16 protein-coding genes are annotated in these 21,935 nt (G+C 47.6%); all 16 read left to right on the plus strand.

Annotated elements, in window-relative coordinates; all coding sequences use genetic code 11:
- Window position 1: 1 nt before the first annotated feature.
- Complete coding sequence (locus tag CP943_RS09510; protein ID WP_020451423.1) at window positions 2-4,318, plus strand: PolC-type DNA polymerase III; 4,317 nt, start codon at window positions 2-4, stop codon at window positions 4,316-4,318.
- A gap of 391 nt (window positions 4,319-4,709) precedes the next feature.
- Window positions 4,710-6,671, plus strand: a complete 1,962-nt coding sequence (locus CP943_RS09515) for a glycoside hydrolase family 9 protein (RefSeq protein WP_105980936.1) — start codon at window positions 4,710-4,712, stop codon at window positions 6,669-6,671.
- 75 nt (window positions 6,672-6,746) lie between these two features.
- Entirely contained in the window at window positions 6,747-8,861 is a 2,115-nt protein-coding gene (locus CP943_RS09520; RefSeq protein WP_020451425.1) for a glycoside hydrolase family 48 protein, read from the plus strand.
- Window positions 8,862-8,995: 134 nt separating this feature from the next.
- Window positions 8,996-10,678, plus strand: a complete 1,683-nt coding sequence (locus CP943_RS09525; protein ID WP_105980937.1) for a cellulase family glycosylhydrolase — start codon at window positions 8,996-8,998, stop codon at window positions 10,676-10,678.
- A 63-nt stretch (window positions 10,679-10,741) separates the two neighbouring features.
- The gene (locus tag CP943_RS09530) at window positions 10,742-11,929 is read left to right on the plus strand and encodes a glycoside hydrolase 5 family protein (RefSeq protein ID WP_105980938.1); all 1,188 of its coding nucleotides are present in this window, start codon (window positions 10,742-10,744) and stop codon (window positions 11,927-11,929) included.
- A 192-nt stretch (window positions 11,930-12,121) separates the two neighbouring features.
- Window positions 12,122-12,595 (plus strand): ribosome maturation factor RimP, encoded by a 474-nt coding sequence (gene rimP / locus CP943_RS09535; RefSeq protein ID WP_023857195.1) that lies wholly within the window; start codon window positions 12,122-12,124, stop codon window positions 12,593-12,595.
- A gap of 31 nt (window positions 12,596-12,626) precedes the next feature.
- Window positions 12,627-13,745, plus strand: coding sequence for a transcription termination factor NusA (nusA, locus tag CP943_RS09540; RefSeq protein ID WP_020451429.1), 1,119 nt, complete (start codon window positions 12,627-12,629; stop codon window positions 13,743-13,745).
- Between the two features lie 13 nt (window positions 13,746-13,758).
- Window positions 13,759-14,031 (plus strand): RNase P modulator RnpM, encoded by a 273-nt coding sequence (gene rnpM, locus CP943_RS09545; protein WP_020451430.1) that lies wholly within the window; start codon window positions 13,759-13,761, stop codon window positions 14,029-14,031.
- A 4-nt stretch (window positions 14,032-14,035) separates the two neighbouring features.
- Complete coding sequence (locus CP943_RS09550) at window positions 14,036-14,338, plus strand: YlxQ family RNA-binding protein (RefSeq protein ID WP_020451431.1); 303 nt, start codon at window positions 14,036-14,038, stop codon at window positions 14,336-14,338.
- 19 nt (window positions 14,339-14,357) lie between these two features.
- Window positions 14,358-16,514, plus strand: coding sequence for a translation initiation factor IF-2 (gene infB / locus CP943_RS09555; RefSeq protein ID WP_020451432.1), 2,157 nt, complete (start codon window positions 14,358-14,360; stop codon window positions 16,512-16,514).
- Entirely contained in the window at window positions 16,511-16,789 is a 279-nt protein-coding gene (locus tag CP943_RS09560; protein ID WP_020451433.1) for a DUF503 domain-containing protein, read from the plus strand. The genes infB and CP943_RS09560 overlap by 4 nt, the downstream gene beginning before the upstream one ends.
- Before the next feature lie 18 nt (window positions 16,790-16,807).
- Window positions 16,808-17,161, plus strand: a complete 354-nt coding sequence (gene rbfA / locus CP943_RS09565; RefSeq protein ID WP_003181873.1) for a 30S ribosome-binding factor RbfA — start codon at window positions 16,808-16,810, stop codon at window positions 17,159-17,161.
- Between the two features lie 71 nt (window positions 17,162-17,232).
- The gene (gene truB, locus CP943_RS09570) at window positions 17,233-18,162 is read left to right on the plus strand and encodes a tRNA pseudouridine(55) synthase TruB (RefSeq protein ID WP_025811410.1); all 930 of its coding nucleotides are present in this window, start codon (window positions 17,233-17,235) and stop codon (window positions 18,160-18,162) included.
- Window positions 18,163-18,177: 15 nt separating this feature from the next.
- Entirely contained in the window at window positions 18,178-19,137 is a 960-nt protein-coding gene (ribF, locus tag CP943_RS09575; RefSeq protein ID WP_105980939.1) for a bifunctional riboflavin kinase/FAD synthetase, read from the plus strand.
- 184 nt (window positions 19,138-19,321) lie between these two features.
- Window positions 19,322-19,591: a 30S ribosomal protein S15 gene (gene rpsO, locus CP943_RS09580; RefSeq protein ID WP_003181879.1), complete on the plus strand. Its 270-nt coding sequence runs from the start codon at window positions 19,322-19,324 to the stop codon at window positions 19,589-19,591.
- A gap of 201 nt (window positions 19,592-19,792) precedes the next feature.
- A complete protein-coding gene (pnp, locus tag CP943_RS09585; RefSeq protein WP_020451436.1) occupies window positions 19,793-21,910 on the plus strand; it encodes a polyribonucleotide nucleotidyltransferase in 2,118 nt (705 codons plus the stop codon).
- Window positions 21,911-21,935 lie beyond the last annotated feature (25 nt).

Genomic DNA, 21,935 nt, shown 5'->3' on the forward strand with positions numbered 1-21,935 from the left:
CTTGGAAGACCAGCTTTCTGTCAACAGAAGACAGTTTCAAATTCTTCTGCAGCAGCTGAATGTAACGGAAGATACGATGATCCGTCACCTTGAAGGCGGACAAATCATAAAGCTGACCGTTCATAAAAACAAGAAGACATGGCACTTTCACTTTAAATTGAAAAATGTCCTGCCTTATCAAATCTTCGAACGGTTTCACACCCAGCTGACCCGCACCTTTTCCCATATCGCTCAGGTCACCTGTTCCATCGAGGCGGAAAACCCTTCGATTGACGAGCAGCTTGTTCAGGATTACTGGACGCGCTGCATCCAGGAACTCGATGGTATTTCCCCGCCGATTTTGACGCTTTTGAACGACCAAAAGCCCAAGCTTACGGGGAACAAAATCCTGCTTAAAACGAAAACAGATACAGAAGCATCCGCTTTAAAAAAGAAATACAGCTCACTCATCCAGTCAAGCTACTGCACATTCGGTTTTCCTGAGCTCCAGCTCGACACAGAAATCTTTGTGTCAGATCAAGAGATTCAGAAATTCAGAGAGCAAAAAATGGCCGAAGATCAAGAGAGAGCCCTTCAGGCTTTAATCGAAATGGAAAAGCAGGATAAGGAAGCCCAAGACGATGAAGCGCCGTCAGGCCCTCTTCAGATCGGCTACCAGATTAAAGACTCTGAAGAGATCAGAACGCTTGACAGCATCATGGATGAAGAGCGGAGAATTACGGTGCAAGGCTATGTATTCGACGCTGAAACAAGAGAGCTGAAAAGCGGCAGAACGCTTTGTATCTTTAAGATAACCGACTATACAAACAGCATACTCGTCAAAATGTTCGCACGTGAAAAAGAGGACGCTGTTTTGATGAAGTCCCTGAAAAAAGGGATGTGGGTAAAGGCGAGAGGAAGCATACAAAACGATACATTCGTCCGCGATTTGGTGATGATCGCCAACGATGTCAATGAAATCAAAGGGAAAACCCGTGAGGATACAGCACCGGAGGACGAAAAACGTGTCGAGCTCCACCTCCATTCACCGATGAGCCAGATGGATGCCGTATCAAGTATCGGCAAGCTTGTCGAACAGGCGAAAAAATGGGGGCATCCGGCTATCGCGCTCACTGATCACGCTGTTGTCCAATCGTTTCCTGATGCATTCGCGGCGAGCAAAAAGCATGGCGTGAAAATGATCTACGGACTTGAAGCCAACCTCGTCGACGACGGCGTGCCGATTGCCTACAATCCGGTGCACCGTCTGCTTGAAGAGGAGACATATGTCGTGTTCGACGTCGAGACGACGGGGCTGTCAGCCGTCTATGATACGATCATCGAGCTGGCCGCCGTAAAAGTAAAAGGCGGGGAGATCATCGAACGCTTTGAAAGGTTTGCAAACCCGCATCGCCCTTTATCGGCTACGATCATCGAGCTGACTGGGATTACCGATGATATGCTGAAAGATGCGCCTGAAGCCGAAGAGGTCATCCGAGATTTTAAAGAATGGGTCGGAGATCACACGCTTGTCGCTCACAATGCAAGCTTTGACATCGGCTTCATCAATGTCGCCTACAAGCGTCTGCTGAATTCGGAGAAAGTGCAGAACCCGGTCATTGACACACTTGAGCTGGGCCGTTTTCTTTATCCGGAATTCAAAAACCACAGGCTGAATACGCTTTGTAAAAAGTTTGACATCGAGCTCACCCAGCACCACAGGGCGATTTATGATACCGAAGCGACGGGCTATCTCCTTGTGAAAATGCTGAAAGACGCGGCCGAAAAAAATATCATGTACCACGATCAGCTGAATGAAAATATGGGGCAGTCCAATGCCTATCAGCGTTCAAGGCCATATCACGCGACCCTTTTGGCGGTCAATGAGACAGGTTTGAAAAACCTTTTCAAACTCGTGTCGCTTTCACATATCCATTATTTTTACAGGGTGCCGAGGATCCCAAGGTCACAGCTTGAAAAGTACAGAGAAGGCCTTTTAATCGGTTCGGCATGCGACAAAGGCGAAGTATTCGAAGGCATGATGCAGAAATCGCCGGAAGAGGTCGAAGACATCGCTTCATTTTATGACTATCTTGAAGTCATGCCGCCTGAAGTCTACCGGCACCTGCTCCAGCTTGAACTCGTCAGGGATGAAAAAGCGTTAAAAGAAATCATCGCCAACATCACAAAGCTCGGCGAGAAACTGAATATTCCGGTAGTAGCTACGGGGAATGTTCATTACCTGAACCCTGAGGATAAAATTTACCGCAAGATTCTGGTTTCCTCACAAGGCGGCGCAAATCCGCTCAACAGGCACGAACTGCCGAACGTTCATTTCCGTTCGACGGATGAAATGCTTGAGGCCTTTTCATTTTTGGGTGAGGAAAAAGCGAAAGAAATCGTCGTCAAGAACACCCGTTTGATCAGCGAGCGAATCGAAGAAATCAAGCCGATCAAAGACGATCTTTACACACCGAAGATCGAAGGCGCAGATGACGAAATCCGCCGCATGAGCTATGAGAAAGCAAAAAGCATTTACGGCGACGATCTTCCGGAAATCGTCGAAAAGCGGATCGAAAAAGAGCTGAAAAGCATTATCGGCCATGGATTCGCCGTCATCTATCTGATCTCTCATAAGCTTGTAAAACGCTCCCTTGATGATGGCTATCTTGTCGGTTCAAGGGGATCGGTCGGTTCTTCCCTTGTCGCAACATTGACGGAAATTACCGAGGTCAACCCGCTGCCGCCGCATTACGTCTGTCCGGATTGCCGCCATTCCGAGTTTTTCAACGATGGATCGGTCGGTTCGGGATTTGATTTGCCTGACAAAGACTGTCCGAAGTGTGGAGCGGCCTACAGAAAAGACGGCCACGACATTCCGTTCGAGACGTTTCTGGGGTTTAAAGGGGACAAGGTTCCTGATATCGACTTGAACTTCTCGGGCGAATATCAGCCGCACGCCCACAACTACACGAAAGTCCTGTTCGGAGAGGATAACGTCTACCGTGCGGGAACGATCGGCACAGTCGCCGAAAAAACGGCTTACGGGTATGTCAAAGGGTATGCTAATGACAACAATTTGCATATGCGCGGGGCGGAAATCGACCGCCTTGTCCAAGGCTGTACAGGCGTCAAGCGGACGACAGGGCAGCACCCGGGCGGAATCATCGTTGTGCCTGATTACATGGATATTTACGACTTTTCACCAATCCAGTTTCCGGCGGATGCCACCGATTCCGAATGGAAGACGACGCACTTTGACTTCCATTCCATCCATGACAACCTACTGAAGCTGGATATTCTCGGACACGATGATCCGACGGTCATCCGTATGCTCCAGGATCTGAGCGGGATTGATCCGAAGACGATTCCGACCGATGATCCCGAAGTGATGAAAATTTTCCAAGGGACAGAATCTTTAGGGGTAACCGAAGAGCAGATCGGCTGTAAAACCGGAACGCTTGGCATCCCTGAATTCGGAACCCGCTTTGTCAGACAGATGCTCGAAGACACCAAGCCGACGACATTTTCCGAGCTCGTTCAGATTTCCGGCCTGTCACACGGTACGGACGTATGGCTCGGCAACGCGCAGGAGCTGATTCACAATAATATTTGTGAACTGAGCGAAGTGATCGGCTGTCGTGATGATATTATGGTGTACTTAATCTACCAGGGGCTTGAGCCATCCCTCGCCTTTAAGATTATGGAATTTGTCCGTAAAGGTAAGGGACTGACACCTGAATGGGAAGAAGAAATGAAGAATAATAATGTTCCGGACTGGTATATCGACTCGTGTAAAAAAATCAAATACATGTTCCCGAAAGCCCACGCTGCGGCATATGTTTTGATGGCGGTCAGAATCGCTTATTTTAAAGTCCATCATCCACTGCTCTACTACGCAGCATACTTTACGGTGCGGGCCGATGACTTTGATATCGAAACGATGATCAAAGGGTCGACAGCGATTAAAGCCGTTATGGATGACATCAACTCTAAAGGCCTTGACGCTTCTCCGAAAGAGAAAAGTTTGCTCACGGTGCTTGAGCTGGCGCTTGAAATGTGTGAAAGGGGCTTCTCTTTCCAAAAAGTCGACTTATACAGATCGAGCGCTTCCGAATTCATCATTGACGGAAACAGCTTGATTCCGCCGTTTAATTCAATACCGGGGCTTGGAACAAACGCCGCTTTGAATATTGTCAAAGCAAGGGAAGAAGGCGAATTTCTTTCCAAAGAAGATTTGCAAAAAAGAGGCAAGGTGTCAAAAACGATCATGGAATACTTGGAGCGCCACGGCTGTCTCGAGTCGCTCCCAGATCAGAACCAGCTGTCTTTATTTTAAAGACTGCCGACTTATTCGGCAGTCTCTTTTTTGTTTTCTAACCCAGCGCGTGCTTCGAAGATTCAGAGACGCGAATATTGCGGAAAGTTTGTTAGATCGATTGACAATAAAAATACATTAATGTTAATATTTTCAAAATGATATTATTCTATAAAGAAGTTCACTTTTTCAGTGAACAGAAGTTAGTTTCTTGATTAAACAAACAAAGTTCTTCGTTCCTCCGGCAAACATTGAACCTGCGTGAATCTGCAGCACATCTTCAAATTTCAAAAATTCAATCAGTCTCTTCTCCGCTTACCGAAAGACACCATTTGTCCGTCACTAAAGGAGGTGAGTGTCATGTAAACATCGGCTGTTTTGAAGGAAAACAAAATGAGGAGGAAGGAGTCCGTTGAAAGAGAAAGCTTTTTTGAAAATGAAAGCGTTTTTCTTTGTTTTACTGCTTACGTTTGCGATGTTGTTCATGCCGGCTTTCGGCAAGGCGGACATTGCATTTGCGAAAGAGAACCAAAATTATGCGGAGTTGCTGCAAAAATCAATTCTTTTCTATGAGGCGCAGCGCTCCGGAAAGCTTCCGGAAGGCAGCCGTCTGAATTGGAGAGGGGACTCTGCGCTTGAGGATGGAAAAGATGTCGGCCATGATTTGACAGGCGGATGGTATGATGCAGGAGATCACGTGAAGTTCGGCCTTCCAATGGCTTATTCTGCGGCCGTTCTGTCATGGTCCGTCTATGAGTACCGCGATGCCTATGAAGCGGCCGGACAGCTTGATGCGATATTAGACAATATCAGATGGGCGACAGACTATTTTATTAAAGCGCATACAGGCCCTTATGAGTTTTGGGGCCAAGTCGGCAATGGGGCCCAAGATCATGCCTGGTGGGGCCCGGCCGAAGTAATGCCTATGAAGCGGCCGGCTTATAAGATAGATGCAGCCTGTCCCGGGTCAGACCTTGCCGGCGGTACAGCAGCAGCCCTAGCTTCTGCATCAATCATTTTCAAGCCGACAGACGCTTCTTATTCAAATAAACTATTGGCCCATGCCAAGGAATTGTACGACTTTGCCGACCGCTACCGCGGCAAATATTCAGACTGCATTACAGACGCGCAGCAATATTATAATTCGTGGAGCGGGTATAAAGATGAGCTGACTTGGGGAGCAGTCTGGCTCTACTTGGCAACCGGCGAACAAAACTATTTGGATAAAGCGCTTTCTTCGGTCTCAGATTGGGGCGATCCCGCAAACTGGTCTTATCGCTGGACGCTCTCTTGGGATGACGTCACTTACGGAGCACAGCTGCTGCTCGCTCGTCTGACGAACAAATCCCGATTCACCACATCTGTCGAACGCAATCTTGATTATTGGTCGACAGGCTACAATCATAATGGAAGCACAGAGCGTATCACTTATACACCAGGCGGGCTGGCATGGCTTGAGCAGTGGGGATCGCTGCGCTACGCTTCAAACGCCGCTTTTCTCGCTTTTGTTTATTCAGATTGGGTAAAAGATGCCGGCAAAGCAAAAAGGTATCGGGATTTTGCGGTTCAGCAAATGAACTATATGCTTGGGGATAATCCGCAACAGCGCAGCTTTATCGTCGGGTACGGAACAAATCCGCCGAAGCACCCGCATCACCGCACCGCACACGGTTCATGGGCCGATCATATGAATGTGCCTGAAAACCACCGCCATACCCTTTACGGCGCGTTAGTAGGCGGACCGGGAAAAGATGATTCGTACCGGGACGAAACAAATGATTATGTGTCAAACGAAGTTGCGATCGATTACAATGCGGCTTTCACGGGCAATGCAGCCAAAATGTTTCAACTGTATGGTGCCGGGCAATCACCGCTGCCTCATTTTCCCGAAAAGGAAACACCAGAAGATGAATTTTTTGCGGAGGCATCCATAAACAGCTCGGGAAACAACTACTCAGAAATCAGAGTGCAGCTTAATAACCGATCAGGATGGCCGGCAAAGAAAACCGATAAGCTGTCTTTCCGCTATTACGTGGACCTGACTGAAGCGGTGAATGCCGGATTTTCTTCGGAAGATATAAAGATCTCAACCGGATACAACGAAGGGGCGTCGGTGTCCCAGCTGAAGCCATATCACATCGGCGAACACATTTACTATACGGAAGTCAGCTTCAGCGGGGTTATGATATACCCCGGGGGTCAATCCGCCCATAAGAAAGAAGTTCAGTTCCGCCTAGCGGCTCCGGCGGGGACGTCTTTTTGGAATCCGAAAAATGACCACTCTTACCGGGGGCTGTCACACACGCTGGCAAAAACCCGGTATATACCAGTATATGATGAAGGCCGGCTTGTTTTTGGAAATGAGCCCGACTAAAAAACACCCGGATTCAATCCCCGGCAGTCCCATCATATGAAACGAAAGCTTGAAGCTTCAAAAGGAGGACGCATCATGGACAATAAAACACGCTTTATGCAATTGTATGAGCAAATTAAAAATCCGCAAAACGGCTATTTTTCGCCTGAAGGCATTCCTTATCATTCAGTTGAAACGCTCATATGCGAAGCGCCTGATTACGGCCATATGACAACATCTGAAGCATACAGTTATTGGCTGTGGCTTGAAGCGATGTACGGCCGATACACACAGGACTGGTCAAAGCTAGAAGCCGCCTGGGACAATATGGAGAAATATATCATCCCGGTCAATGAAGGCGATGGAAACGAAGAACAGCCGACGATGAACTATTATAACCCCTCAAGCCCTGCCACATATGCCGCCGAACACCGCTACCCAGATCTTTATCCTTCGGCTTTGACCGGACAATATCCGGCCGGAAACGATCCGCTTGACAGTGAGCTTAGATCCACATACGGAAGCAATGAAACGTATTTAATGCACTGGCTGCTTGATGTCGATAACTGGTATGGATTCGGGAACCTATTGAACCCATCACACACCGCCGTTTATGTGAACACTTACCAGCGCGGTGAACAGGAGTCTGTTTGGGAAACGGTTCCGCACCCCTCTCAAGATAATCAGACGTTTGGAAAACCGAATGAAGGGTTTATGAGTCTGTTTACAAAAGAAAATCAGGCTCCTGCCCCGCAATGGCGCTACACTAATGCGACCGACGCCGATGCGCGCGCTGTTCAGGCGATGTACTGGGCAAGGCAATGGGGCTACAGCAATACTAAGTATTTAGAAAAAGCTAAAAAAATGGGGGACTTTCTCCGTTACGGCATGTATGACAAATACTTTCAAGAGATTGGAAGCGCTGCTGACGGCTCGCCTTCCCGCGGAACTGGAAAAAATGCCTGTCATTATTTAATGGCATGGTACACTGCTTGGGGAGGCGGATTGGGACAGTATGCCAACTGGGCGTGGCGGATCGGTGCGAGTCATGTGCACCAAGGTTATCAAAACCCTGTCGCTTCTTATGCACTGTCAACAGCTGAAGGCGGATTGGTTCCAAATTCATCCACGGCGCGCAGCGATTGGGAACAGGCGCTGAAAAGGCAGCTTGAACTTTACACATGGCTGCTTTCTTCAGAAGGAGCTGTTGCAGGCGGCGCCACGAATAGCTGGAACGGCAGCTACAGCGCATATCCGCAGAATGTCAGCACATTTTACGGAATGGCATACACAGAAGCGCCTGTATATCACGATCCGCCTTCTAACAATTGGTTCGGGATGCAAGTCTGGCCGCTGGAAAGGGTGGCGGAACTGTATTACATTTTCGCAGAGAAAGGTGACAAATCGTCTGAAAACTTCCAAATGGCAAAGCATGTGATTGAAAAATGGATCGCGTATTCGCTTGATTATGTGTTTGTGGGCGAACGGCCTGTTACGGATGAAGAAGGCTATTATTTAAATGAAGCGGGAGAACGCGTCCTTGGCGGCCAAAACCCGCAGATCGCCGTACAATCCGATCCAGGCGAGTTTTGGATTCCGGCAAACCTTGAATGGAGCGGCCAGCCTGATCCGTGGAAGGGATTTGATTCATTTACCGGAAATCCGGGACTGCATGTCACGACGAAGAATCCTTCTCAAGATGTCGGTGTTCTCGGCAGCTATATTAAAACGCTTGTCTTCTTTGCAGCCGGAACAAAAGCCGAAACCGGCGGCTTTACCGCTCTTGGAAACAAGGCCAAAAACGTGGCAAAAGAACTGCTTGATGCAGCATGGAATAAAAATGACGGAATCGGTATCGCAGCAGAGGAAGAACATGAAGATTATATCCGCTACTTTACGAAGGAAGTCTATTTTCCGAATGGCTGGAGCGGCAAAAACGGGCAGGGCAACACCATTCCTGGTTCCAACACTGTGCCGTCTGATCCGGCAAAGGGCGGTAACGGCGTCTATATCAGTCATGCCGACCTCCGTCCGAAAATTAAAAACGATCCGATGTGGCCTTATTTGGAAAATAAATATCAGACCTCGTGGAATCCGAATACAGGCAAATGGGAAAACGGTCTGCCGACTTTTGTGTATCACCGCTTCTGGTCTCAGGTCGATATGGCGACAGCTTACGCTGAGTATGACCGTTTAATCGGAAATGCATAACAATCTGTAAGAGAATGTCAGATTGATATGCGCTTGAACGTTTGGGAAAAGGCGGCGTTCAGTCGCCTTTTTTAAATTGAGGGATTTTAGCCAGTGTTTTGCACGATCATCTAATAAAAAAGGAGTTCAAAAGTTTGAGAGAAAAATGGTTAGCCTTGTGTTTAAAGTCGATCATTCTGTTCGTTTTGATCATGGGAACCGTTCTTTTATCCACAGTTCCGAAAGCTTCGGGAACAAGCGGGCCAGCAAAGCAAGAAAAGCAGAGCATCATCACCCCGGCAGACCTTTTGGAAAACATGAGTCCCGGATGGAACCTTGGCAACACGCTGGATGCTGTTCCGACAGAAGGCTCTTGGAACAATCCGCCGGTTCGCGAGCATACTTTTGATGATATTCGCGACGCGGGGTTTAAAAGCGTCCGGATTCCGGTGACATGGGACTCCCACATCGGCAGCGCTCCCGGGTATCTGATCGACACCGCTTGGATGAACCGGGTGGAAGAAGTGACGGATTGGGCGTTGGAAAGAGAATTTTATGTCGTGTTAAATATTCACCACGATTCTTGGCTATGGATCAGCCGCATGGGAAACAGCCAGCAGGAGACATTAGATAAGCTGGGGAAAGTCTGGAAGCAAATTGCCGAGCGTTTTAAAAACAAAAGTGAACGCCTCCTGTTTGAAATCGTCAATGAACCGACTGGAATGAACGCATATCAAATGAATCTGCTTAACCGCGAGATGCTGAACATCATCCGTTCGACCGGCGGCAACAACAGCCAGCGGCTCGTGATCGTCGGGGGGCTTGAAGATAACAAAGATGAATTGCTTCATTCATTTGAACCGCCTGATGATGACCGGATTGTCCTCACATATCACTACTATTCTCCGTGGGATTACGTATCAAACTGGTGGGGCCGGACGACTTGGGGATCGGCAGCCGAAATCTCCGAGATGGAGGAGGATATCAAACCGGTTTATGAAAAATTTGTAAGGGAAGGATACCCGGTTATCATCGGCGAATACGGTACCCTCGGCGCCAATGAAAATCATTCAAAGCGGCTCTATCATGATACGTTTGTCCGCCTTGCCCACAAATATCAAATGGTCCCGATGTGGTGGGACAACGGGAATGACCAGTTTGACCGGACTGAGAGACAGTGGCGCGATCCTGTTGTTAAAGAGATTGTCATTCAGGCGGGACGCGGCGTTCCCAATGCGATCATCAAACCGGCAGATCTTTTTATAAAAAAAGGTCAAAACCTCAGCGATCAGACGGTGGACATTCAGCTGAACGGCAATGTGCTGACCGGCATTTATCAGAAATCCGAACCATTAAAGGAAGGCAGTGATTATACAGTTGATAATGCCGGAAAGACGGTCTCTATTAAGGAATCCTGCTTGGCAAAGCTGCTGAACGGGTCCGGGCAGTCTGGGGTAAAAGCGCAGCTCACGTTTACGTTTCATAAAGGAGCCAGCCAGGTTATGGATATCATTCTTTATGATGACCCGAAGCTTGAAAAAAGCGAATTCACCGTCAGTCAATCGGCAATCAGCGGTGATCTCAAAATCCCGGCTTCACTGAACGGAACGAAGCTGGCTACGGTTAAAGGAGTCGTCGATTCTACAGGAAGGCCGGTTCTTGAAGAAGTATGGTCATGGACCCCCTACTTGAACTATGACGAGGATTTTTACGAAAAAGACGGGGATTTGTATTTGAGAGAGCGGGTTTTAAAGTATTTGAAAAGCGATTCCACCTTTACATTTGAACTGTGGCCGAAAGGCGTCGAGACGGTCGTGAAGGTGAAAGTCACGCCTTGAACGGCCTGCTAATCTCTGAATGGCGCCGTCCATGGATCTTCTTTATGAAAGCAGGGAAGAATAATGATGACGAAAAAGTTTTTTTTGACACTGCTGATACCGTTTTTGCTTGCGCTTTCCGCCATTCAGTTTGGCAATCCCCGGCCGGCACTAGCCGCGTCTCCTTTTGTTGAGACATCCGGAACATCGTTCATTTTAAATGGAAAAGACTTTTATTTTGCCGGGACGAATAACTATTATTTCCATTATAAATCTAAAAAAATGGTCGATGATGTGTTCGAAGATATGAAAGGGATGAAATTGAAAGTGATCCGCATCTGGGGATTTCTTGACGGCCAGCCGCAGGAAAATACCGTCATGCAGCCAAAGCCGGGCATATATGATGAATCAGGTTTTTCAAAGCTTGACTATGCCATTTATAAAGCGGGACAGACAGGGATAAAACTAGTCATCCCTTTTGTGAACAACTGGGATGATTTCGGCGGAATGAATCAATATGTCAGGTGGTTTCAGGCGGATGGACATGACGCCTTTTATACTCATCCGGACATTAAAGAGGCGTATAAAAATTATGTATCCTATATGCTGAACCGAGTCAACACATATAATGGCGTCAAATATAAAGATGATCCCGCGATTATGGCGTGGGAGCTTGCCAATGAACCAAGGGTCCAGTCTGACAGAACCGGAAATACACTTGTCGAATGGGCGGATGAGATGAGCGAATTTATTAAATCCATTGATCAGAACCATCTTGTAGCAGTTGGAGATGAAGGATTTTATCATATAGAAGGGCACCCTGATTGGCATTACAGCGGCGGAGAAGGTGTGGATTGGAAAAGGCTGACTGCTCTTAAGCATATTGATTACGGCACATATCACCTCTATCCGGATCATTGGGGCAAAACGGCCGAATGGGGAAATCAGTGGATCACAGACCATATTTGCGATGGAAAAGAAATCGGCAAGCCGGTCGTTTTAGAAGAGTACGGCTATCAGGATAAGTCCAGAAGGGACGACGTCTACAGAACATGGCTTGAACTCATAGAAAAGCAGGGCGGAGCGGGCAGCCAATTTTGGATTTTGACCGGTATTCAGGATGACGGGACCCTTTATCCGGATTATGACGGTTTTCGGATCGTTTATCCGAGCTCTGCCGCTTCTGTCATTTCAGAACATGCGAAGCGGATGAATGAAAAATCATCCGCTTCCGAAATGCGTCATACTAAACGCTGTCATGATTTGCAATAAAAATATGGTTATGGTATAGTTTTATTGGAAATGCTAACGATAGCCGAGGCGAAGAGTGGGGAAACCCGCTCTTTTGTATTGAACAGGCAATTTTGTCTCGACATGTTCATCGTTTTTTCTAAATCCCCTGCTTTTGAAGCAGGGTTTTTACGAGGGAGCTGATGAATGGGAGCCTGCACAAGGAGGAAAAGTATGAGTAACAAAGTGATCGATACCGTCAGCGAAATGGTCCAGCCTATACTAGACAATCTTCAGCTTGAACTCGTTGACATCGAATTTGTCAAGGAAGGTCCGAGCTGGTTTCTTCGCGTGTTTATTGATTCAGATGACGGCGTGGACATCGAGGAATGTGCCAAGGTTAGCGAAGCTCTTAGTGAAAAGCTCGACGAGGCTGACCCGATCAAGCAAAACTATTTTCTTGAAGTATCGTCACCTGGAGCTGAGAGGCCTTTAAAGAAAGAAGCCGATTTCATGAAAGCGCTCGGAAAAAACGTATATATTAAAACGTACGAACCTATTGAAGGCAATAAAGAGTTTGAAGGCGAGCTTTCCGCATTTGACGGTGAAAACGTGGAAGTCGCGGTGATGATCAAAACGCGCCGGAAAACGATCAATATTCCATATGATAAAGTAGCCAAAGCAAGGCTGGCTGTTTCGTTCAATTAATTTTTGACTGTTTAAGGGGGAAACCATAAACATGAGTAGTGAGTTGTTAGATGCCCTGACTGTTCTTGAAAAAGAAAAGGGAATCAGTAAGGACATTATTATTGAAGCAATTGAAGCTGCGCTCATTTCCGCTTATAAGCGGAACTTCAACCAGGCGCAGAACGTCAGGGTAGATTTAAATCGCGACACCGGTTCAATCCGCGTTTTCGCCCGCAAAGATGTCGTGGATGAAGTGTATGATCCGCGCCTTGAAATCTCGATTGAAGATGCCGTAAACATCAATCCGAACTACATTGTCGGAGATGTCGTGGAAATCGAAGTGACGCCGAAGGATTTCGGCCGCATCGCTGCCCAGACGGCAAAGCAGGTCGTGACTCAGCGCGTCCGCGAAGCGGAGCGCGGCGTCATCTATTCTGAATTCATCGATCGCGAAGAAGATATCATGACAGGCATCGTTCAGCGGATCGACAATAAGTTCATCTATGTCTCTTTAGGAAAAATCGAGGCCCTTCTGCCGGTTTCAGAACAGATGCCGAATGAAGTCTACAAGCCCCATGACCGGATCAAAGTGTTCATTACAAAAGTCGAAAAAACGACGAAGGGTCCGCAGATTTACGTTTCAAGAACTCATCCAGGTTTATTAAAACGTCTCTTTGAAATCGAAGTCCCGGAAATTTACGATGGAACGGTCGAGCTCAAATCCGTGGCGAGAGAAGCGGGAGACCGCTCGAAGATTTCCGTGCGCACGGATAATCCCGACATCGATCCCGTCGGCGCCTGCGTCGGACCGAAGGGTCAGCGCGTTCAGGCGATCGTCAATGAATTGAAAGGCGAGAAAATTGATATTGTTCATTGGTCAAACGATCCGGTTGAATTCGTCGCCAATGCGCTGAGCCCTTCAAAAGTGCTCGACGTCATCGTCAATGAAGAGGATAAGGCGACAACGGTTGTCGTTCCTGACTACCAGCTGTCGCTCGCCATCGGAAAAAGAGGTCAAAACGCCCGCCTGGCAGCCAAGCTGACAAGCTGGAAGATCGATATTAAAAGCGAAACAGATGCAAGAGAGCTTGGAATTTATCCAAGGGAGCTTGAAGAAGAGGAGCCGGAAGAGCTTTTCTTTGAAAGCGAAACTCCAGAATCGGATGAATAAGAGGTGACCTTTGGTGAAAAGCCGAAAGAAGATCCCGCTTAGAAAATGCGTCGTAACAGGGGAAATGAAGCCTAAAAAGGAGCTCATCCGCGTCGTCCGTTCGAAAGAAGGGGAAGTTTCCGTAGACCCGACCGGCAAGAAAAACGGCCGGGGAGCCTACCTTACTCTTGATAAAGACGTCATTTTAACTGCAAAAAAGAAAAACAGCTTAGCAAATCAGCTTCAAGCACAGATTGATGATCAGATTTTTGATGAACTGCTGGAACTGGCGGAAAAGGAGAATTAGATAAATGTCGGAATCAGAATGGTTTTCCTTGCTGGGTCTGGCGAATCGAGCTCGAAAGGTCGTGTCCGGAGAAGACCTGGTTGTGAAAGAAATCAGGCATTCGCGCGCAAAGCTTGTTTTGCTTGCAGACGACGCATCGGCTAACACGGAGAAAAAAGTAACCGACAAATGCAGGCACTACGATGTACCGGTGAAAAAAGTCGGAGATCGTATGCTTTTGGGCCGTTCAATCGGCAAAGAATCCCGTGTGGTTGTTGCTGTCACTGATCAAGGTTTTGCGAATACGTTGCTCCGAAAGCTCGATTAATTTTTTTGGGGGTGAACGAATGGCTAAAATGAGAGTTTATGAATATGCAAAAGCCATAAATGTTTCAAGTAAGGATATTATCGCGGCATTGAAAGATATGAATATCGAAGTCAATAACCATATGGCGATGATCGAAGAAAATGCGATCAAACAGCTCGATCAAAAATTCAAGAAGAGCGCTAAACCTGCGGGAAATAAAAAGGATGCCGGTACAGGCGGACAAAAGCCGCAGCAAGAAGCCGCAAAACAGAATGCCGGAAGTAAGCCAAACAAAAATCGAGACGGAAAGAAGAATAACGTGCAGAATACTCAATTTAACAATAAAAACAAGAAGAAAAACAACAACAACAATAACAAAAAGAACAAGCGCGGTAAAAATCATCAATCTCCGCAGGAGAAGCAGTTCAAGCCGAAAAAAGAACTGCCTGAAAAAATCGAATTTACCAACTCAATGTCGGTCGGGCAGCTTGCCGAAGAGCTCGGAAAAGAACCGTCAGAAATCATTAAAAAATTAATGCTTCTCGGCACTATGGCAACGATCAACCAAGATCTTGACAAAGATACCGTTGAGCTGATCGCTTCAGAATACGGCGTCGACGTCGAAGAAGTGATCGTCCTTGAAGAAACCGAGCTCGAAAAATACGAAGAGCCGGATCAAGAAGAAGACCTTGAAATCCGTCCTCCTGTCGTAACAATCATGGGCCACGTCGACCACGGAAAAACAACGCTTCTTGACAGCATCAGAAAAACGAAGGTCGTCGAAGGCGAAGCCGGAGGCATCACACAGCATATTGGCGCTTATCAGATCGAGGAAAACGGCAAAAAGATCACCTTCCTTGACACTCCGGGCCACGCCGCATTCACAACGATGCGCGCACGCGGTGCGGAAGTTACGGATATTACGATTCTCGTCGTAGCTGCAGATGACGGGGTCATGCCGCAGACGGTCGAAGCGATCAACCATGCGAAAGCGGCTGAAGTGCCGATCATCGTCGCTGTCAACAAAATCGACAAACCGACGGCAAACCCTGACCGGGTGATGCAGGAGCTGACAGAGCACGGTCTTGTTCCTGAAGCATGGGGAGGCGAGACGATTTTCGTTCCTCTTTCAGCACTGTCAGGAGAGGGAATCGATGAGCTGATCGAAATGATCCTGCTCGTCAGCGAGGTCGAGGAGCTCAAAGCGAATCCGAACCGCAGAGCAAAAGGAACGGTCATCGAAGCCGAGCTTGATAAAGGAAAAGGTTCTGTCGCAACACTGCTCGTTCAAAACGGAACGCTTCACGTCGGAGATCCGATTGTCGTCGGGAACACATTTGGACGCGTTCGCGCGATGGTCAATGATGTCGGCAGACGCGTTAAATCGGCGGGGCCGTCAACACCTGTTGAAATCACCGGATTGAACGAAGTTCCGAACGCAGGGGATCAGTTCCTTGTGTTCAAAGACGAAAAAACAGCCCGTTCAGTCGGCGAAGCCCGCGCTACAAAACAGCTTGAAGAACAGCGCAGCGATAAAGCGAAGCTCAGCCTTGATGACTTGTTTGAACAGATTAAACAAGGCGATGTCAAAGACATTAATCTCGTTGTCAAAGCTGATGTTCAAGGCTCTGCTGAAGCTCTCGTTGCAGCACTGCAAAAAATAGAAGTCGAAGGCGTCAGAGTCAAAATCATCCACACAGGCGTAGGTGCGATTACCGAATCAGACATTATTTTAGCTTCTGCTTCAAATGCAATCGTGATCGGGTTTAATGTCAGACCTGACGGAAATGCTAAGAGTACCGCCGAAGCCGAAAATGTGGATATCCGCCTTCACCGCATCATTTATAAAGTCATCGATGAGATCGAAGCAGCCATGAAAGGCATGCTTGATCCTGAGTATGAAGAAAAAGTGATCGGCATGGTTGAAGTCCGTCAAACATTCAAAGTCTCTAAAATCGGAACGATTGCCGGAGGCTATGTAACGGAAGGTACGATCACACGTGACAGCGGAATCCGCTTAATCCGCGACGGCGTCGTCATCTATGAAGGGGAAGTCGATGTGCTGAAACGCTTTAAAGATGATGTGAAAGAAGTTTCACAAGGATATGAATGTGGTATCACCATTAAGAAATACAACGACATTCGCGAAGGCGATATGATCGAAGCGTATGTCATGCAAGAAATTGAAAGAAAGTGATCGGTTTCGTTGAATGCGAATGCATCATTTACGATGCATCATCACTCAAGGAAAAACGGGCGGTGCTGAAGCGGGTGATCACAAGAATCCGCGCAAAGTTCAACGTTTCTGTTTCAGAAATTGACTACCAGGACACTTGGCAGCGCACAAGCTTTGGTATCGCCGCCGTTTCTTCCTCTCGCGTGCAAACGGAAAAAGAGCTGCAACGGGTTTTAAGCTTTATCGACTCTTTTCCGGAAATTGAACGGACGATCACGAGAACAGAGTGGTTTTAACGTAGAGGTGGTATGGTCATGACGATGAGAGCTACCCGTGTGGGTGAGCAGATGAAAAAAGAACTTGGTGACATTATCGGCAGAAAGCTGAAAGATCCGCGGATCGGATTTTTAACAGTCACTGATGTCAGGGTCTCAGGTGATTTGCAAATTGCTAAAGTGTATATTTCCGTTTTAGGCGATGAAAAGAAACGGGAAGAAACGCTCAAGGGCCTGGCAAAAGCAAAGGGCTTTATTCGTTCCGAACTTGGAAACCGAATCAGGCTTCGCAAAACACCTGAAATCCATTTTGAGTTCGATGAATCGATCGATTACGGAAACCGTATCGAAACATTGATTCACGAGCTGAACGCAAACAAAGAAGAATCATAAGCTGAAAAAGGATAGGCGGGCGACTGCCTGTCCTTTTTAGCTCCAAATGAGAAAGGGGCGAAGAAACACGAATGTATAACGGAGTCCTTCTGTTACATAAACCGGTGGGCATGACTTCGCACGACTGCGTCATGAAGATCCGCAAACTGTTGAAAACAAAAAAGGTCGGCCATACCGGCACATTGGATCCCGAGGTGTCGGGCGTTCTCCCGATCTGCGTCGGGAGAGCAACCAAAGTCGTCGAGTATTTGACGGAAAAGTCCAAAACATATGATGCAGAGGTCACGCTTGGCTGTTCCACGGAGACAGAAGACCAGACGGGGCAAGTCACGGAAAAGAAACCCGTCTTAGCGCCGCCTGATGAACAGGCCGTGCAGAGCGTCCTGAGATCTCTTGAAGGAACGATTGAGCAAGTCCCGCCGATGTATTCCGCTGTCAAGGTAGGCGGCAAAAAGCTGTATGAATACGCGCGGGCCGGTATCGAGGTTGAACGGCCGAAGCGAGCCATCACCATCCATCATATCGAACTGACATCCGAGATTCGCCATGAGCAGGATAAAGCCCGCTTCCGGTTTGTTGTGACATGTTCAAAAGGTACATATGTCAGGACCTTGGCGGTAACAATCGGGGAGAAGCTCGGATATCCCGCGCATATGTCCAACCTGGTCAGGACCGCATCAGGCCCTTTTACCCTTGATGAATGCTTGACCTTTGAAGACGTCGAAGGCTTGATTGCTGGTGGAACATTGTCCGAAAAGCTCGTCCCCATCGAACGTGCGCTTGATCATTTGCCGAAATGGATAATTAGTGATACATTAGCTAAGAAAGTGGAAAATGGAGCGGTGCTTGAAACGCCCGGCAGCTTTTCTCATTTGACGAGCGAAGACCGCATTGCGGTCTTTACGGAAGCAGGCCGGTGCACAGCCGTCTATTATCCGCATCCGACCAAAACCGGCCTGTTGAAGCCAGCAAAAGTACTCGTGCAAAAAAGCGAACAATAGAAAAGGTGACCGTTCTTGAAGACGATACATATTTCCCACCCACACGACTTGAAGCGTGAGGATTTTCCGACATCAGTTATGGCATTAGGCTATTTTGACGGTGTTCACCTGGGACATCAGCAAGTGATTCTTACAGCAAAAAACACCGCGGCAAGAGAAGGGGTCAAAACGGCGGTGATGACCTTTCATCCCCACCCTTCTGCCGTGCTCAAAAAAGGCCGGGAGCCAAAAGATTTAATCACGCCATTGCAGGACAAAATCAGCATCATTGAAGATTTAGGGGTCGATTTTTTATACGTTGTCACATTTACCCCTGAATTCGCTTCTCTATCGCCTGAAGAATTTATCGATCAATATATACTCGGCTTTCACGTTACTCATGTTGTAGCCGGATTTGACTTTACCTTCGGGAAATTCGGCAAAGGCACAATGGAAAACTTCCAGGAGTATGCGAAAGGCCGTGTCAAAAGCACGTCTGTCGCAAAATACTCCAATCAGGACCAAAAGGTGAGCTCCACGAGAATCCGCACCGTCCTGGGAGCCGGAGACGTCGAGTACGCCGCTGAACTGCTCGGCAGGCCGTACCATGTGAAAGGCTTTGTGATCCACGGCGATAAAAGGGGCCGAACGATCGGATTTCCGACCGCCAATATCGGCCTTAAAGACACATACATCGTCCCTCCGACAGGTGTGTATGCCGTTAAAGCCGAAATCGGCGGCGCTGTCTACAACGGCGTCTGCAATGTCGGATACAAGCCGACGTTTTACGAAAAACGGCCGGGGCAGCCTTCAATCGAAGTCAACTTATTCGATTTTGATCGTGACATATACGGGTCCGAAATTAAGGTTGAATGGTATAAGCGGCTGAGGAGCGAAAAAAAATTCGGCAGCGTTGACGAGCTTGTCGAACAGATTTCTAGAGACAAAGAAGAAGCGATCCGCTTCTTCAAAGAGCGGAAGCCGGCCGAAATCTAGATGTATGGAAACGGCAATACGCGTCAACAATGGTGATAATAGCTAAACTTCATCATAAATGGTTGCATTAGGCCCGCATTTCTAGTATCATATTGTCTGTAGCTTTAAAACCGTTCACTTGGCAAATCGAATCACCGGCGTTTGCTAGGTAATCGGGGCTAATATTATATGGAGGTGAAACAGGATGGCAATTACTCAAGAGCGTAAAACACAACTCATCAATGAGTTCAAAACCCACGAATCTGACACGGGATCACCGGAAGTTCAGATCGCTATCCTAACAGATCAAATCAACAACTTGAACGAGCATTTACGCACTCACAAGAAAGACCATCACTCACGTCGCGGTCTTCTTAAAATGGTAGGTAAACGTCGTAATCTTCTTACGTATCTTCGTAACAAAGACGTAACTCGTTACCGTGAGTTGATCAACAAACTAGGATTACGTCGATAATCGTAAAAAGCGGGAGGATTCCCGCTTTTTTATCGTATAAGAACGAATATCCGGCAACTCTAAAACGCGTTGTTCATATAAATGATTTTAAATGACACCGATTCATTCTTTACATAGCACTTTGCCATTGATATGTTCAATTCATTTCGTTCATAATAGGAGTAACGTAAAAACTATCCGAAGAGAGGAGTTCATATAAGAATGGGACAAGAGAAACATGTCTTTTCCATAGATTGGGCCGGCCGCAAGCTGACGGTAGAAACCGGCCAGCTTGCAAAACAAGCAAACGGAGCTGTCATGGTGCGTTATGGAGACACCGCTGTGCTCAGCACCGCAACGGCTTCAAAAGAACCTAAAACCGTAGATTTCTTCCCGTTAACCGTGAATTATGAAGAAAGACTTTACGCCGTCGGAAAGATTCCGGGCGGGTTTATTAAAAGAGAGGGCAGACCGAGCGAAAAAGCGATTCTCGCCAGCCGGTTAATCGACCGGCCGATTCGTCCGCTGTTCGCAGACGGCTTCCGGAATGAAGTTCAAGTCGTCAGCATCGTCATGAGTGTTGACCAGGATTGTTCGTCGGAAATGGCGGCAATGTTCGGATCGTCTCTTGCGCTGTCCGTATCGGACATCCCGTTTGAAGGGCCGATCGCCGGAGTGACGGTAGGCCGGGTTGACAACGAATTCATTATTAATCCGACACTTGAACAGCTTGAAAAAAGCGACATTCACCTCGTCGTAGCGGGAACGAAAGATGCGATCAACATGGTTGAAGCAGGAGCAGACGAAGTTCCGGAAGAGATCATGCTTGAAGCGATCATGTTCGGTCACGAGGAGATCAAGCGGCTTATTGCGTTCCAGGAGGAAATCGTCGCCGCTGTCGGGAAAGAAAAATCAGAAATCACCCTGTATGAGATCGATTCCGATCTGAAAGAAAAAGTGCGGGGAATGGCCGAATCAAACCTCTTAAAAGCGATCCAGGTTCATGAAAAGCACGCGCGCGAGGACGCGATCAGCGAAGTGAAAAACGAGGTTTTGGCCAAGTTTGAAGAAGAGGAACACGATGAAGACACGCTGAAACAAGTGAAAGACATTTTGTCGCAGCTTGTTAAAAATGAAGTGCGCCGTCTGATCACGGAGGAAAAAGTTCGTCCTGACGGCCGGGCAGTCGATGAGATCCGCCCGCTTTCTTCAGAAGTCGGACTCCTTCCGAGAACACACGGTTCAGGCCTTTTCACACGGGGGCAGACGCAGGCGCTCAGCATTTGTACGCTCGGTGCGCTTGGCGATGTACAAATTTTGGACGGTCTCGGTGTCGAGGAATCAAAACGCTTTATGCACCATTACAACTTCCCGCAGTTCAGCGTCGGGGAAACAGGGCCGATGCGCGGACCAGGACGCCGCGAAATCGGGCACGGAGCCCTCGGGGAACGTGCGCTTGAGCCGATTGTTCCGTCTGAAAAAGACTTCCCGTACACCATCCGCCTCGTCTCTGAAGTGCTTGAATCAAACGGTTCAACTTCCCAGGCGAGCATTTGTGCAAGCACGCTTGCTATGATGGATGCAGGGGTGCCGATTAAAGCTCCGGTGGCCGGAATCGCAATGGGTCTTGTTAAATCAGGTGACAACTACACGGTCCTAACCGATATTCAAGGTATGGAAGACCATCTCGGAGATATGGACTTTAAAGTAGCGGGAACTTCCAAAGGCGTCACAGCTCTGCAAATGGATATTAAAATTGAAGGCCTATCAAGAGAGATTTTGGAAGAGGCTCTTCAGCAGGCGAAAAAAGGCAGAATGGAAATTCTTGAAAGCATGCTGAGCACATTGGCTGAATCAAGAAAAGAGCTTTCTCCTTATGCGCCGAAAATCTTGACGATGTCGATCAATCCGGATAAAATCCGCGACGTCATCGGACCAAGCGGAAAACAAATCAATAAGATCATTGAAGATACAGGTGTTAAAATCGATATTGAACAAGACGGCACAATCTTCATCTCTTCCACCGATGAAAGCATGAACCAAAAAGCGAAGAAAATCATCGAAGACCTTGTCAGAGAAGTTGAGGTCGGACAGCTTTACTTAGGTAAAGTAAAGCGGATTGAAAAATTCGGAGCTTTCGTTGAACTGTTCAGCGGAAAAGACGGTTTGGTCCATATTTCAGAGCTTGCGCTCGAACGGGTAGGAAAAGTCGAAGATGTCGTCAAAATCGGCGACGAGCTCCTTGTTAAGGTTACCGAAATCGATAAACAAGGACGCGTCAACTTATCAAGAAAAGCTGTACTGCGTGAACAGAAGGAAAAAGAAGAACAAAAATCGTAAAAAACGGTGTTTTATCTTGCTTCTG

Origin of the sequence: Bacillus paralicheniformis, from assembly GCF_002993925.1 — a bacterium.
GTDB lineage: Bacteria > Bacillota > Bacilli > Bacillales > Bacillaceae > Bacillus > Bacillus paralicheniformis.

Coding starts and splice junctions, on each gene's coding strand:
- CP943_RS09520 (WP_020451425.1), top strand. CDS start 6,747: ATGGACAATAAAACACGCTTTATGCAATTGTATGAGCAAATTAAAAAT.
- CP943_RS09530 (WP_105980938.1), top strand. CDS start 10,742: ATGATGACGAAAAAGTTTTTTTTGACACTGCTGATACCGTTTTTGCTT.
- rimP (WP_023857195.1), top strand. CDS start 12,122: ATGAGTAACAAAGTGATCGATACCGTCAGCGAAATGGTCCAGCCTATA.
- nusA (WP_020451429.1), top strand. CDS start 12,627: ATGAGTAGTGAGTTGTTAGATGCCCTGACTGTTCTTGAAAAAGAAAAG.
- CP943_RS09550 (WP_020451431.1), top strand. CDS start 14,036: ATGTCGGAATCAGAATGGTTTTCCTTGCTGGGTCTGGCGAATCGAGCT.
- infB (WP_020451432.1), top strand. CDS start 14,358: ATGGCTAAAATGAGAGTTTATGAATATGCAAAAGCCATAAATGTTTCA.
- rbfA (WP_003181873.1), top strand. CDS start 16,808: ATGACGATGAGAGCTACCCGTGTGGGTGAGCAGATGAAAAAAGAACTT.
- truB (WP_025811410.1), top strand. CDS start 17,233: ATGTATAACGGAGTCCTTCTGTTACATAAACCGGTGGGCATGACTTCG.
- rpsO (WP_003181879.1), top strand. CDS start 19,322: ATGGCAATTACTCAAGAGCGTAAAACACAACTCATCAATGAGTTCAAA.
- pnp (WP_020451436.1), top strand. CDS start 19,793: ATGGGACAAGAGAAACATGTCTTTTCCATAGATTGGGCCGGCCGCAAG.